This is a genomic window from Pseudomonas sp. H1h, assembly GCF_000633255.1.
GTDB lineage: Bacteria > Pseudomonadota > Gammaproteobacteria > Pseudomonadales > Pseudomonadaceae > Aquipseudomonas.
On sequence record NZ_AYMJ01000006.1, the window covers coordinates 92,335 to 105,385 of the forward strand.

General features: G+C 61.4%; 13 protein-coding genes. 6 read left to right on the forward strand and 7 right to left on the reverse strand.

All coding sequences use genetic code 11. The features are described from left to right. Nucleotides 1-5 precede the first annotated feature (5 nt). The 4 genes from U862_RS0105515 to mreB form a co-directional block, all read right to left on the reverse strand. Nucleotides 6-602, reverse strand: coding sequence for a nucleoside triphosphate pyrophosphatase (locus U862_RS0105515; protein WP_025109472.1), 597 nt, complete (start codon nucleotides 600-602; stop codon nucleotides 6-8). A gap of 37 nt (nucleotides 603-639) precedes the next feature. Next, the gene (mreD, locus tag U862_RS0105520) at nucleotides 640-1,131 is read right to left on the reverse strand and encodes a rod shape-determining protein MreD (RefSeq protein ID WP_025109473.1); all 492 of its coding nucleotides are present in this window, start codon (nucleotides 1,129-1,131) and stop codon (nucleotides 640-642) included. Then, nucleotides 1,131-2,261, reverse strand: a complete 1,131-nt coding sequence (gene mreC / locus U862_RS0105525) for a rod shape-determining protein MreC (RefSeq protein ID WP_081794847.1) — start codon at nucleotides 2,259-2,261, stop codon at nucleotides 1,131-1,133. Before mreC ends, mreD begins: the two co-directional genes overlap by 1 nt. 142 nt (nucleotides 2,262-2,403) lie before the next feature. Further along, nucleotides 2,404-3,441, reverse strand: a complete 1,038-nt coding sequence (mreB, locus tag U862_RS0105530; RefSeq protein WP_002555108.1) for a rod shape-determining protein MreB — start codon at nucleotides 3,439-3,441, stop codon at nucleotides 2,404-2,406. Nucleotides 3,442-3,652: 211 nt separating this feature from the next. On the opposite strand from mreB, the gene gatC reads away from it, so the two are divergent. The 6 genes from gatC to U862_RS0105560 all read left to right on the forward strand — a co-directional run bounded on the left by gatC (nucleotide 3,653) and on the right by U862_RS0105560 (nucleotide 8,872). Then, on the forward strand, nucleotides 3,653-3,940 hold the full coding sequence (gatC, locus tag U862_RS0105535) for an Asp-tRNA(Asn)/Glu-tRNA(Gln) amidotransferase subunit GatC (protein ID WP_007901429.1): 288 nt from the start codon (nucleotides 3,653-3,655) through the stop codon (nucleotides 3,938-3,940). A 16-nt stretch (nucleotides 3,941-3,956) separates the two neighbouring features. Continuing rightward, nucleotides 3,957-5,408, forward strand: a complete 1,452-nt coding sequence (gatA, locus tag U862_RS0105540; protein ID WP_025109475.1) for an Asp-tRNA(Asn)/Glu-tRNA(Gln) amidotransferase subunit GatA — start codon at nucleotides 3,957-3,959, stop codon at nucleotides 5,406-5,408. Nucleotides 5,409-5,418: 10 nt separating this feature from the next. Beyond that, the gene (gatB, locus tag U862_RS0105545) at nucleotides 5,419-6,864 is read left to right on the forward strand and encodes an Asp-tRNA(Asn)/Glu-tRNA(Gln) amidotransferase subunit GatB (protein WP_025109476.1); all 1,446 of its coding nucleotides are present in this window, start codon (nucleotides 5,419-5,421) and stop codon (nucleotides 6,862-6,864) included. 148 nt (nucleotides 6,865-7,012) lie between these two features. After that, a complete protein-coding gene (locus U862_RS0105550; RefSeq protein ID WP_025109477.1) occupies nucleotides 7,013-7,387 on the forward strand; it encodes a septal ring lytic transglycosylase RlpA family protein in 375 nt (124 codons plus the stop codon). A gap of 46 nt (nucleotides 7,388-7,433) precedes the next feature. Then, nucleotides 7,434-8,495 carry a calcium/sodium antiporter gene (locus tag U862_RS0105555; protein WP_025109478.1) on the forward strand — a complete coding sequence of 354 codons (1,062 nt, stop codon included), beginning with the start codon at nucleotides 7,434-7,436 and terminating at the stop codon, nucleotides 8,493-8,495. Continuing rightward, entirely contained in the window at nucleotides 8,492-8,872 is a 381-nt protein-coding gene (locus U862_RS0105560; protein ID WP_025109479.1) for a carboxymuconolactone decarboxylase family protein, read from the forward strand. Before U862_RS0105555 ends, U862_RS0105560 begins: the two co-directional genes overlap by 4 nt. A gap of 109 nt (nucleotides 8,873-8,981) precedes the next feature. Here the strand turns inward: U862_RS0105560 and U862_RS0105565 are convergent, their stop codons facing one another. From U862_RS0105565 to U862_RS0105575, 3 genes are all read right to left on the reverse strand, one after another. Further along, entirely contained in the window at nucleotides 8,982-9,923 is a 942-nt protein-coding gene (locus U862_RS0105565) for an AEC family transporter (protein WP_025109480.1), read from the reverse strand. Nucleotides 9,924-10,092: 169 nt separating this feature from the next. Beyond that, nucleotides 10,093-11,646 carry a galactarate dehydratase gene (gene garD / locus U862_RS0105570; RefSeq protein ID WP_025109481.1) on the reverse strand — a complete coding sequence of 518 codons (1,554 nt, stop codon included), beginning with the start codon at nucleotides 11,644-11,646 and terminating at the stop codon, nucleotides 10,093-10,095. A gap of 11 nt (nucleotides 11,647-11,657) precedes the next feature. Beyond that, nucleotides 11,658-13,022 carry an MFS transporter gene (locus U862_RS0105575; RefSeq protein ID WP_025109482.1) on the reverse strand — a complete coding sequence of 455 codons (1,365 nt, stop codon included), beginning with the start codon at nucleotides 13,020-13,022 and terminating at the stop codon, nucleotides 11,658-11,660. Nucleotides 13,023-13,051: the final 29 nt, after the last annotated feature.

The following is a 13,051-nucleotide window of genomic DNA, read 5'->3' on the forward strand; positions in this document are numbered from 1 at the left end:
GACGCTCATTGCGCGTGCAGGTTTTGCCAACAGGGTATGCCGAAATGGCCCAACAGTTCTGCGGTTTCGCAAACCGGTAGCCCGACCACGGCCGAATAGCTGCCATTGAGGCCCGCGACAAACACCGCGCCCAGGCCCTGAATGCCATAACCGCCGGCCTTGTCCCGAGGCTCGCCGCTGGCCCAATAGGCGGCGGCTTCGTCGCGGCTGATCGGGCGAAAGCGCACCAGGCTGCGCACCACTCGCGACTCACAACGCTCGCCTTCGAGCACGGCAATGGCCGTCAGCACTTCATGCTCCTTGCCGGACAACATCATCAGCATGGCGCATGCCTCGGCTTCGTCCACCGGTTTGCCAAGAATTTTGCCGTCGAGCACCACGGCGGTGTCCGCCCCCAGCACGCAAAACGCCGCGGCAGATGCGAGCGTGCGCCGACCGGCCTCGGCCTTGCCGCGCGCCAGGCGCTCGACATAGGCCGAAGGCGATTCTTCGGCTAGCGGGGTTTCATCGATGTCCGCACTGATGGCGGAGAACGGCACGCCGATCTGCGTGAGCAATTCACGCCGGCGCGGCGATCCTGAGGCGAGGTACAGCGGCTTCATCAAAACATCTCCCTGTTCAGTGCCCAGCCTCACCGGATCAATTGATTTTGTAGCGCCGGCGCAATCCACGCAAAGCGAAGCTGACCCAAGGCCAGAGCAGCGCACTGGTCAATGCCGGCAACACCAGTGCCAGGGTTGGCTGGCGGTTGCCGGTCAGGGCACTGAGCCACAGCTGAACCAGTTGCGCGAGACCGAAGATGACCAGGATGACCAGGCATTGCTGCCATATCGGGAACATCCGCAGGCGTTGCTGCAATGACAGCACCAGGAACGTGATCAGGGTCAGGATCAAGGCGTTCTGACCGAGCAGATCGCCCTGCAGCACGTCTTCGGCCAGCCCCAGGCAAAACGCCGTGACCATGCCGACCGTATGCGGCATATACAAGGCCCAGAATGTCAGGAGCAAGGCCAGCCACAGCGGACGCAGGATTTCCATGAAAATCGGTAATGGCGACACGCTAAGCAGTATGCCAATCAGAAACGTCAGCCAGACAATCCAGCTGTTACGCGATGCGGTAGCCCCGACCATTATTCTTGTCTCCCGGTAGTTGCCGGCGCGGTGACAGGCGGTTTGGCCGCCGGTCGGGCAGCGGGCTGACTCGCTGGTGGCTTACTGGCTGCAGGTGGTTTTGCAGCAGTGGGCGGTTTGCTTGCAGCGGGCTTGGCCGGTGGAGTACTGGCAGCCGGGGCAGCCGCTGGCGTCGCCGTGGCAGGCGTGATTGCGGCGGCCGGCGGGGGCACGGTTTTAGGCACTGTTGCGGGAATCACCGGGCCACCACCCTGCGCATCGAGGCTTTCCTGGGCCTGCGCCGCATCGTTGGCACGCTCTTCGGCCGTGCGGTTGTCGCTGAACACCAGCAGCATGTAGCGGCTGCGGTTCAGCGCAGCCGTCGGTACGGCACGGACGATGGCAAACGGCTGGCCGGAATCGTGGATCACTTCCTTCACGGTCGCGACCGGGTAGCCTGCCGGGAAGCGTTGCCCGAGGCCGGAGCTGACCAGCAGATCGCCTTCCTTGATGTCAGCCGTGTCGGCGACATGGCGCAATTCCAGGCGTTCAGGGTTGCCAGTGCCGCTGGCAATCGCCCGCAAACCGTTGCGATTGACCTGCACGGGAATGCTGTGGGTGCTGTCAGTGAGCAGCAGCACGCGGGAGGTGTACGGCATCAACTCGACTACTTGCCCCATCAGACCACGCGCATCGAGCACCGGCTGACCGAGGACCACGCCATCACGCTCACCTTTATTGATGATGATGCGGTGGGTGAAGGGATTGGGGTCCATGCCGATCAACTCGGCCACTTCAACCTTTTCGTTGACCAGCGCGGAGGAGTTGAGCAACTCGCGCAGCCGAACGTTCTGCTCGGTGAGGGCGGCAAGCTTCTGCATGCGGCCCTGCAGGAGCAGGTTTTCGGTCTTGAGTTTTTCGTTTTCGGCGACAAGCTCGGTACGACTGCCGAACTGGCTGGCGACGCCTTCCCACAAACGTCCGGGCAGGTCGGTGATCCAGTAGGCGTCCATCAGCACCAGCGACATCTGGCTGCGTGCTGGCTTGAGCAGACTGAAACGGGCATCGACCACCATCAGTGCAACCGATAACACGGCCAGCACCAACAGGCGGACGCCCAACGAAGGGCCCTTGGCGAAAAGCGGTTTAATAAGCCGCTCCTCCCAGGCAAATGTTCTGTTTATTCATACGGCATCAAACCGGCCTGGATGAAGACTGACAGAAGATAAACGCCAACAGGCAGCACTGCAAAGTGCTGCCTGCGCGCTCACCCACGTATTGCAAACCGGCGAGTTATTCGCTGGAGAGCAGGTCCATGGTGTGTTTGTCCATCATTTCCAATGCACGGCCACCGCCGCGAGCGACGCAGGTCAGCGGGTCTTCGGCAACGATCACCGGCAGACCGGTTTCCTGGGCCAGCAACTTGTCGAGGTCACGCAGCAGCGCGCCACCACCGGTCAGCACCAGGCCACGCTCGGCGATGTCGGAAGCCAGTTCCGGCGGCGACTGCTCCAGCGCACTTTTCACGGCCTGAACGATGGTTGCCAGGGACTCTTGCAGAGCTTCCAGCACTTCGTTGGAGTTCAGGGTGAATGCGCGTGGAACGCCTTCGGCCAGGTTGCGGCCGCGAACGTCGACTTCGCGAACTTCGCCGCCCGGGTAGGCCGTGCCGATTTCCTGCTTGATGCGCTCGGCAGTCGATTCACCGATCAGGCTGCCGTAGTTGCGGCGCACGTAGGTGATGATCGCTTCGTCGAAGCGGTCGCCGCCAACGCGTACGGATTCGGCATACACCACGCCGTTCAGGGAGATCAGCGCGATTTCAGTGGTACCACCACCGATATCCACGACCATCGAGCCGCGAGCTTCTTCGACCGGCAGGCCGGCACCGATCGCAGCGGCCATTGGCTCTTCGATCAGGAACACTTCACGAGCACCGGCACCAAGGGCCGATTCACGGATGGCACGACGCTCAACCTGAGTGGATTTGCATGGAACGCAGATCAGCACACGAGGGCTAGGCTGCAGAAAACTGTTTTCGTGAACCTTGTTGATAAAGTATTGCAGCATCTTTTCGCAGACGCTGAAGTCGGCAATGACGCCGTCCTTCATCGGACGAATGGCAGCAATGTTGCCCGGCGTACGGCCGAGCATGCGCTTGGCTTCGGTGCCGACAGCAACGACACTTTTCTGGTTACCGTGTGTCCGAATGGCCACAACCGATGGCTCATTCAGGACGATACCGCGCTCGCGCACGTAAATAAGGGTGTTGGCAGTGCCCAGGTCAATGGAAAGATCGCTGGAAAACATGCCACGCAGTTTCTTGAACATGGGAAAGGGACCCTAGGCAACGCGTGGGTAAAAAAGTGCGGCAAACTCTAACAACGACAGGGATTTTGGGCAAGGCGCCAATATGTTAAATTGGCCGCTTTTCTGTGCACCAAGCCCCACAATCGCGGCCTTATGACCGTAGAAGTGCGGTAGTGTTCCGACAATCTAACACACGGACGCCGTCCGTTCTGTTTTCCACAGGAGAATCCCGATGGCGCTAGAACGCTCCGACGTGGAAAAAATCGCACATCTGGCCTGCCTTGGCCTCAATGATGCCGATCTTCCACACATTACTTCCGCCCTCAACAGCATTCTCGGGCTGGTCGACGAAATGCAGGCCGTCAATACCGACGGTATCGAGCCTTTGGCCCACCCGCTGGAAGCCAGTCAGCGCCTGCGCGCCGACGTCGTGACCGAGACCAATCACCGCGAGGCTTACCAGTCCATCGCACCAGCGGTCGAAAACGGCCTGTATCTGGTTCCGAAAGTCATCGACTAAAGGGAAAGAGCCTGCAATGCATCAAATGACTCTGGCCGAGATCGCCCGCGGTCTCGCCGATAAAAAGTTTTCCTCCGAAGAGCTGACCAAAGTCCTGCTGGCGCGTATTACCCAGCTCGATCCGCAGCTCAACAGTTTCATCAGCCTCACCGAAGAGCTGGCCCTCGAGCAGGCGAAAGCCGCCGACGCACGCCGGGCCAACGGTGAGAGCGGCGCCCTGCTCGGCGCGCCGATCGCCCACAAAGACCTGTTCTGCACCCAGGGCATTCGCACCAGCTGCGGCTCGAAGATGCTCGACAATTTCAAGGCGCCCTACGACGCCACCGTGGTTGCGAAACTGGCCGCTGCCGGCGCTGTGACCCTGGGCAAGACCAACATGGACGAGTTCGCCATGGGCTCGGCCAACGAGTCGAGCTGGTACGGCGCGGTAAAAAACCCGTGGAACCTGGAACACGTACCGGGCGGCTCGTCCGGCGGTTCGGCGGCGGCCGTTGCCGCTCGTCTGTTGCCGGCGGCGACGGCTACCGACACGGGTGGTTCGATCCGTCAGCCGGCGGCATTCACCAACCTCACCGGCCTGAAACCGACATACGGTCGCGTTTCGCGCTGGGGCATGATCGCTTACGCCTCCAGCCTCGATCAGGGCGGCCCGTTGGCGCGCACGGCCGAAGACTGCGCAATTTTGTTGCAAGGTATGGCCGGCTTCGATCAGAACGACTCCACCAGCATCGATGAGCCAGTGCCGGATTACTCCGCCAGCCTCGGCGATTCGCTGCAAGGCCTGCGCATCGGCGTGCCGAAGGAATACTTCAGCGCCGGTCTCGACCCTCGCATCGCCGAGCTGATCCAGAACAGCATCAAAGAGCTGCAGAAGCTCGGTGCCGTGATCAAGGAAATCAGCCTGCCGAACATGCAGCACGCAATTCCTGCGTACTACGTGATCGCGCCGGCAGAGGCCTCCTCGAACCTGTCACGTTTCGACGGCGTGCGTTTCGGCCATCGCTGCGAGCAGCCGAAAGACCTGATTGACCTGTACAAGCGTTCTCGTGGCGAAGGCTTCGGCCCGGAAGTCCAGCGCCGGATCATGGTCGGTGCCTACGCCCTGTCCGCCGGTTACTACGACGCCTACTACCTGAAAGCGCAGAAGATCCGTCGCCTGGTGAAGAACGACTTCATGGCTGCCTTTAATGAAGTCGACATCATCCTCGGCCCGACCACGCCAAACCCGGCCTGGAAGCTCGGCGCCAAGAACAGCGACCCGGTCGCTGCCTATCTGGAAGACGTCTACACCATCACCGCCAACCTCGCGGGCCTGCCGGGCCTGTCGATGCCGGCCGGTTTTGTCGACGGTCTGCCGGTTGGCGTGCAGTTGCTCGCTCCATATTTCCAGGAAGGCCGTTTGCTCAATGTTGCGCACCAGTATCAGTTGAACACTGACTGGCACACCCGCACCCCAACCGGCTTCTGAGGAGACACACATGCAATGGGAAGTCGTGATCGGGCTGGAGATTCACACTCAGCTCACTACCCGGTCGAAAATCTTTTCCGGTAGTTCCACCACGTTCGGTTCCGAGCCGAACACTCAGGCCAGCCTGATCGACCTGGGCATGCCTGGCGTGCTGCCGGTGCTGAACCAGGAAGCCGTGCGTATGGCGGTGATGTTCGGTCTGGCGATTGATGCCGAGATCGGTCAGCACAACGTGTTCGCCCGCAAGAACTACTTCTACCCGGACCTGCCGAAGGGCTATCAGATCAGCCAGATGGAATTGCCGATCGTCGGCAAGGGCCACCTGGACATCGCGCTGGAAGACGGCACCGTCAAACGTGTCGGCATCACCCGCGCGCACCTGGAAGAAGACGCCGGCAAGAGCCTGCACGAAGAATTCAACGGTGCCACCGGCATCGACCTGAACCGTGCCGGCACGCCGCTGCTGGAAATCGTTTCCGAGCCTGACATGCGCAGCGCCAAGGAAGCCGTGGCTTACGTCAAGGCGATCCACGCGCTGGTACGCTACCTGGGCATCTGCGACGGCAACATGGCCGAAGGCTCGCTGCGTTGCGACTGCAACGTGTCGATCCGTCCCAAGGGCCAGGTCGAGTTTGGCACGCGCTGCGAGATCAAGAACGTCAACTCGTTCCGTTTCATCGAGAAGGCGATCAACTCCGAGATCCAGCGTCAGATCGAGCTGATCGAAGACGGCGGCAAAGTGATCCAGCAAACCCGTCTGTACGATCCGAACAAGGACGAGACCCGTCCGATGCGTTCGAAAGAGGAAGCCAACGACTACCGTTACTTCCCCGATCCGGACCTGCTGCCAGTGGTCATCGAAGAGTCGTTCCTGGGCGAGGTGCGCGCCACCCTGCCGGAACTGCCACCGCAAAAACGCGAGCGCTTCCAGAGCCAGTTCGGTCTGTCGGCCTACGACGCCAACGTGCTGGCCACCAGCCGTGAGCAAGCGGACTACTTCGAGAAAGTCGCAGCCATCGGCGGCGACGCCAAACTGGCGGCGAACTGGGTGATGGTCGAGTTGGGCAGCCTGCTCAACAAGCAAGGCCTGGACATCGACGAGTCGCCGGTTTCGGCCGAACTGTTGGGCGGCATGCTGCAGCGCATCAAGGACAACACCATCTCCGGCAAGATCGCCAAGGTGGTGTTCGAGGCGATGGCCAACGGCGAAGGCAACGCAGACGAAATCATCGACAAGCGCGGCCTCAAGCAAGTGACCGACACCGGCGCGATCTCCGCGGTGCTGGACGAAATGCTCGCGGCCAACGCCGAGCAAGTTGAACAATATCGTGCGGCTGATGAAGCCAAGCGCGGCAAAATGTTCGGCTTCTTCGTCGGCCAGGCCATGAAAGCCTCCAAAGGCAAGGCCAACCCGCAGCAAGTGAACGAACTGCTGAAAAGCAAGCTCGAAGGCTGATGTAAATGGAGCCAGCCTTAAAGCCTGGCGCCATCCCTTGTAGGAGTGAGCCTGCTCGCGATAGCGATTTGACAGTCACTTTTCCGGTGTCTGACATTGCGCTATCGCGAGCAGGCTCACTCCTGCATTTGATTCGGAAATCCTTTGAATGAAGCGTCTGTTCAGCCTTTGCGCCCTGCTCTCTTTACTGGCGGGTTGCGCCAGCAACGACATCATCGACCCGCACGGTTACGACCAGACCGGCGTCGCCTCCTATTACGGCGCCAGACACCACGGTAAACGCACCGCCAGCGGCGAAGCGTTCAACCAGCATTCCCTGACCGCCGCCCATCGCCAACTGCCGTTCGGCACGCGGGTGAAGGTCACCAACCTGAAAAACGACAAATCCTGCATTGTGCGCATCAACGATCGCGGACCGCACACCCGCGGCCGCCTGATCGATGTCTCGCGTGAGGCGGCCGAGCGTCTCGGCATGCTCGGCAGCGGCACGGCGCGGGTTCGCATACAGGCTCTCGACGACTGATGGAGCGCTGACTATTTTTGCTCTGGCCGATTTACCGCTGATCAACGTGATCGAACTGCTCAGCGGCCTGTTTCTGCTGATCATCGGCGCCGAACTGATGGTACGCGCCGCCGTGCGTCTGGCTGCGCGCTTGCATGTGCGCCCGCTGATCATCGGCCTGACCATCGTCGCTCTCGGCAGCAGCGCCCCGCAAATGGCCGTCAGCCTGCAGGCGACACTGGCACACAACCCCGACATCGCCGTCGGCAGTGTGATCGGCAGCAGCATCTTCAACATCCTCGTGACCCTCGGTCTGTCGGCGCTGATCATTCCGCTGCGCGTCTCGCGGCAACTGGTGCGCCTGGACATCCCGCTGATGATCGGCGCCAGCCTGCTGGTGTTCGTCCTCGCGTGGAATGAACAGATCGGCCGCCTCGACGGCATTCTGCTGCTCGCGGCGCTGGCGCTGTATCTGGGCCTGCTGCTGCGCCAGTCGCGGCACTCGGCCCGGCCGCATTCCGAGTTACCGCACACGCCGCACGCATCGTGGTTCGGCAGCTTGCTGATGATCGCCGCCGGCCTGGCGCTGCTGGTGTTCGCCGGGCATTTGCTGCTGGGCGCAGCGGTGGTGGTGGCGACCGACCTGGGCTTCTCCGAGCGAGTGATCGGCCTGACCGTGGTCGCGGTCGGCACCTCACTGCCGGAACTCGCCACCTCGCTGATCGCCGCATTGCGCGGCCAGCGTGACATTGCGGTGGGCAACGTGATCGGTGCCAACCTGTTCAATCTGCTGGGGGTGCTCGGCATCACCGCGCTGATCGCGCCGACGCCATTATCGGTGTCGCCCAACGCGCTGGATTTCGACTTGCCGGTGATGCTCGGCGTCGCTGCGCTGTGCCTCCCCGTGTTCTATTCCGGCTACCGCGTGACCCGCGCCGAAGGTTTGCTGCTGCTGGGTTTGTACCTGGCGTACGGACTGCATGTGGTGTCGTTCACCACCGGTATGCCGCTGGCCGGCAAACTTGAAAAGCTGATGCTGTTTTACGTGCTGCCAACGCTGCTGGCGTTCCTGTTGTTCACGTCCGTACGCGCCTGGCGCCGCCAACACCACAAGAGGGATGTGCCATGACCGATTCGAAGAAATCCGGGGTTGAAATCCGCCGTCAGGTAATGGGCGATGCGTTCGTTGATCGCGCGCTGGACAATGCCACCGAGTTCACTCAGCCGCTGCAGGATTTCGTCAATGAACACGCCTGGGGCGGCGTGTGGAATCGCGAAGGCCTGCCGCTGAAAACCCGCAGCCTGATCACCCTGGCAGCACTGACGGCATTGAAGTGCCCGCAGGAATTGAAAGGCCACGTGCGCGGTGCGCTGAACAATGGCTGCACAGTGGAAGAGATCCGCGAGGCGCTGCTGCACTGCGCGGTGTATGCCGGGGTGCCGGCGGCGATTGATGCGTTTCGCGCGGCGCAGGAAGTGATCGACAGTTATCAGAAACCCGAGTGATCGAACTGACGCCTTCGCGAGCAGGCTCGCTCCCACATCAGGAATGCATTTCCCTGTGGGAGCGAGCCTGCTCGCGAAGAGGCCCTTTCAGCCACTGAAGATCCGTCTGTCAGATCCAGCCACCCCACTGCAACACAAAGATCCCGACATTGGTGGTCACCGCCGCCATCAGCGTGGTCAGCACAATGATCGCCGCCGCCAGTTCATGATTACCCTGCGCCGCCCGGGCCATGACAAAACTGGCCGCCGCCGTCGGGCTGCCGAAATACAGAAACAGAATCCCCAGCTCCGCCCCGCGAAAACCCCACAGCCACGCCCCCAGTGTTGCCAGCACCGGCAGGCCGATCATCTTCAGCAGGCTGGAGCTGAGCGCCATGCTGCCGCTCTGGCGCAGCGCCGCCAGCGACAACGTGCCGCCGATGCAGATCAGCGCCAGCGGCAAGGTGGTCTGCGCCAGATACTGGCCGGAGGTTTCCAGCCAGCCCGGCAGGCTGATCTTGAACCAGGCAAACGGCGCCGCGGCAATCACGCTGATGATCAGCGGGTTGCTGAACACGCTTTTGCAGATGCTCCACGGATCGGACTTGATCACCGGGCTGTACACCGCCAGCACGATAGTCGACAGGGTGTTGTAGAACAGGATCACCAGCGCCGCGAGAATCGCCCCGAGGGAAATCCCGTAGTCGCCGTACATGCTCGCCGCCAGCGCCAGGCCGATCACTCCGTTGTTGCCGCGAAACGCGCCCTGGGTGTAGATGCCGCGATCCTCGCGCGGGCAACGGAAAATCGCCCAGCCCCACGCCAGGGCGAAACTCGCCAGCGTGGCGAGCGCGAAGTAGATCAGCAGTGCTGGTTGCAAAGCAGCGTGCAGATCCGCATGCAGGATCCCGAGAAACAGCAGCGCCGGCATGCTGACGTTGAACACCAGCGACGAGGCGGTGTGAATGAAGTTGTCGTTGATCCAGTCGATGCGTTTGAGCAACACCCCGAGAAACAGCATGGCGAACACCGGCGCGGTGATGTTCAGGGTTTCGAGGAAGATTGCCAGCATGCCGTGGGAGCCTTTGGGTGAGCGTCGTCAGGGGGCTAATGATAAGCCAGCCGATCCTTCGGCGTCTGTGAGAACGCTTTCGCGAGCAAGCCCGCTCCCACAGGGATCTCATTTACACCGCAGATCCAATGTGGGAGGGGGCTTGCTCGCGAAGAACGATGACACGGTGTCAGGTAATCGGCGCCGGGTTGAACAGGGTGATGTCGTTATGCAGCTTGTGCTTCTCCGTCCAGGTCTGCTGCTTGCCGCTCGCCACATCCAGGTAGTAGTGAAACAACTCCCACCCCAACTCCTCGATGGACGCACGCCCGGTCGCAATCCGCCCGGCGTCGATGTCGATCAGATCCGGCCAGCGTTGCGCCAACTCGGTCCGGGTCGAAACCTTGACCACCGGCGCCATCGCCAAGCCATACGGGGTGCCGCGCCCGGTGGTGAACACATGCAGGTTCATCCCCGCCGCCAGTTGCAACGTGCCGCAGACAAAATCACTGGCCGGCGTCGCGCAGAAGATCAGGCCCTTGTGCTTGAAACGTTCGCCCGGGCCGAGCACGCCGTTGATCGCGCTGCTCCCGGATTTGACAATCGAGCCCAGCGACTTCTCGACGATGTTCGACAACCCGCCTTTCTTGTTGCCTGGCGTGGTGTTGGCGCTGCGGTCCGCTTCGCCCTTGGCCAGGTAACGGTCGTACCAGTCCATCTCGCGCACCAGTTCCTCGGCAACGGTCCTGGTTTCGGCGCGGGAGGTCAGCAGGTAGATCGCATCGCGCACTTCCGTGACTTCGGAAAACATCACCGTCGCCCCGGCGCGCAGCAGCAGGTCCGAGGCATAACCCAGAGCGGGGTTGGCGGTGATTCCGGAAAACGCGTCACTGCCACCGCACTGCATGCCGAGGATCAGCTCGGAAGCCGGCACGGTTTCGCGGCGGCGCTGGTCGAGCTTCTTCAAACGGACTTCGGCCAGCGCCATGATCTGCTCGATCATCTCGGTGAAACCGTGACTGGAATCCTGCAGGCGATACAGCCACGGCTCGCTCAGATCGACCGACGCATCGTCCTCGTGCATCACCTGCCCTGCCTGCAACTTCTCGCAGCCGAGGCTGATCACCAGTGCTTCGCCGCCCAGGTTCGGGTTGCGCGCCAGGTTGCGCACGGTGCGGATCGGGATGTACGCATCGGTAGCGGTGATCGCCACGCCGCAGCCATAACTGTGGGTCAGTGCCACCACGTCATCGACGTGCGGATATTTCGGCAGCAGCTCGTCCTTAATGCGTTTCACCGCGTGATCGAGCACGCCGGTGACGCACTGCACGGTGGTGGTAATCCCGAGAATGTTACGCGTGCCGACAGTGCCGTCGGCATTGCGATAACCCTCGAAGGTGAAGCCTTCCAGCGGCGCCTGTGCGGCCGGCACTTCGGTGGACAGCGGCAGGCTGTCCAGCGGTGGCGCGGTCGGCATGCGCAGTTGATCTTCCTTGACCCAACTGCCACGCGGGATCGGCTGCAACGCATAGCCGATGGTCTGGCCGTAGCGAATCACCTGGCCGCCCTCGGGAATGTCTTCGAGGGTGACCTTGTGGCTCTGCGGCACAAAGTCCACGGTCAGCAGACCGTCCGGGAATTCGGTGCCGGCCGGCACGCCCTGGTCGTTGACCACAATCACTACGTTGTCCCGCTCGTGCAGGCGGATGTAGCGCGGCGAGTCGGAATGTTCAATCAACTGCATGACGCCGCTCCTCAGGAATGCGCTTGAGACAATTTGCCGGTGATTGCAGAACCACCGTTGGTTGGCGGCTCTTTGAGCACCACCCGTTTGATCGGACCGACGATTACCAGATAGCTGAACACCGCGACCAGGGCGTTGGCGCCAACAAACACCAGCGCCCATTTGAACGAACCGGTGGAGCTGATGATGTAGCCGATCACGATCGGTGTGGTGATCGACGCGATGTTGCCGAACATGTTGAACAGACCGCCACTGAGGCCGGCGATCTGCTTCGGCGACGTGTCGGAAACCACCGCCCAGCCCAGCGCACCGACGCCTTTGCCGAAGAAGGCCAGGGCCATGAAGCCGACCACCATCCATTCGATATCAACATAGTTGCAAGCGACGATGCTGCTCGATACCAGCAAGCCGCCAATGATCGGCGCCTTGCGAGCGAAGGTCAGCGAATGGCCCTTGCGCAGCAGGTAATCGGAAATCACCCCGCCGAGCACGCCACCGATGAAACCGCAGATTGCCGGCAGCGAAGCAATGAAACCGGCCTTGAGAATGGTCATGCCGCGCTCCTGCACCAGGTACACCGGGAACCAGGTCAGGAAGAAATAGGTGATGCCGTTAATGCAGTACTGGCCCAGATACACGCCGAGCATCATGCGGTTGGTCAGCAACTGGCGGATGTAGTCCCACTTCGGTCCATCAGACTTTTTGCCTTGCTTCTGGTCCATGTCGACCATGCCGCCGTTGTCAGCGATGAACTGAACTTCGGCGTCGTTGGCCATAGGATGTTGACGCGGGCTGTGGATAACCTTCAGCCAGATCAGCGAGAAGACGATGCCGAACACCCCCATGACGATGAACACGTGTTCCCAGCCGAAGGTGTAGACGATCCAGCCCATCAGCGGAGCGAACAGCACGGTGGCGAAGTATTGCGCCGAATTGAAGATCGCCGAGGCGGTGCCACGTTCTGCGGTCGGGAACCAGGCGGCGACAATACGCGCGTTACCGGGGAACGATGGCGCTTCGGCCAGGCCCACCAGAAAGCGCAGCATGAACAGCGCGACAATCGCCGTGGACATGCCGAACTCACCGACAAAACCTTGCAGCACGGTGAACAGTGACCAGCAGAAGATGCTCAGGGCATAGACTTTTTTCGAGCCGAAGCGATCGAGCAGCCAGCCACCGGGAATCTGCCCGGCGACGTAGGCCCAGCCGAATGCCGAGAAGATATAACCGAGGGTGACCGCGTCGATACCGAGGTCTTTTTGCAGGCTGGAACCGGCGATGGCGATGGTCGCGCGGTCGGCGTAGTTGATCGTGGTCACCAGGAACAACATGAGCAGGATCAAATAGCGGACGTGAGTCGGCTTGGACGATTGCATGTAGATGTACTCCCACTGATTATTTTTAT

What these genes read in the sequence shown, in the direction of transcription:
- U862_RS0105515 (WP_025109472.1), bottom strand. Translation starts at nt 602, where the DNA reads ATGAAGCCGCTGTACCTCGCCTCAGGATCGCCGCGCCGGCGTGAATTG.
- mreD (WP_025109473.1), bottom strand. Translation starts at nt 1,131, where the DNA reads ATGGTCGGGGCTACCGCATCGCGTAACAGCTGGATTGTCTGGCTGACG.
- mreB (WP_002555108.1), bottom strand. Translation starts at nt 3,441, where the DNA reads ATGTTCAAGAAACTGCGTGGCATGTTTTCCAGCGATCTTTCCATTGAC.
- gatC (WP_007901429.1), top strand. Translation starts at nt 3,653, where the DNA reads ATGGCGCTAGAACGCTCCGACGTGGAAAAAATCGCACATCTGGCCTGC.
- gatA (WP_025109475.1), top strand. Translation starts at nt 3,957, where the DNA reads ATGCATCAAATGACTCTGGCCGAGATCGCCCGCGGTCTCGCCGATAAA.
- gatB (WP_025109476.1), top strand. Translation starts at nt 5,419, where the DNA reads ATGCAATGGGAAGTCGTGATCGGGCTGGAGATTCACACTCAGCTCACT.
- U862_RS0105550 (WP_025109477.1), top strand. Translation starts at nt 7,013, where the DNA reads ATGAAGCGTCTGTTCAGCCTTTGCGCCCTGCTCTCTTTACTGGCGGGT.
- U862_RS0105560 (WP_025109479.1), top strand. Translation starts at nt 8,492, where the DNA reads ATGACCGATTCGAAGAAATCCGGGGTTGAAATCCGCCGTCAGGTAATG.
- U862_RS0105565 (WP_025109480.1), bottom strand. Translation starts at nt 9,923, where the DNA reads ATGCTGGCAATCTTCCTCGAAACCCTGAACATCACCGCGCCGGTGTTC.
- garD (WP_025109481.1), bottom strand. Translation starts at nt 11,646, where the DNA reads ATGCAGTTGATTGAACATTCCGACTCGCCGCGCTACATCCGCCTGCAC.
- U862_RS0105575 (WP_025109482.1), bottom strand. Translation starts at nt 13,022, where the DNA reads ATGCAATCGTCCAAGCCGACTCACGTCCGCTATTTGATCCTGCTCATG.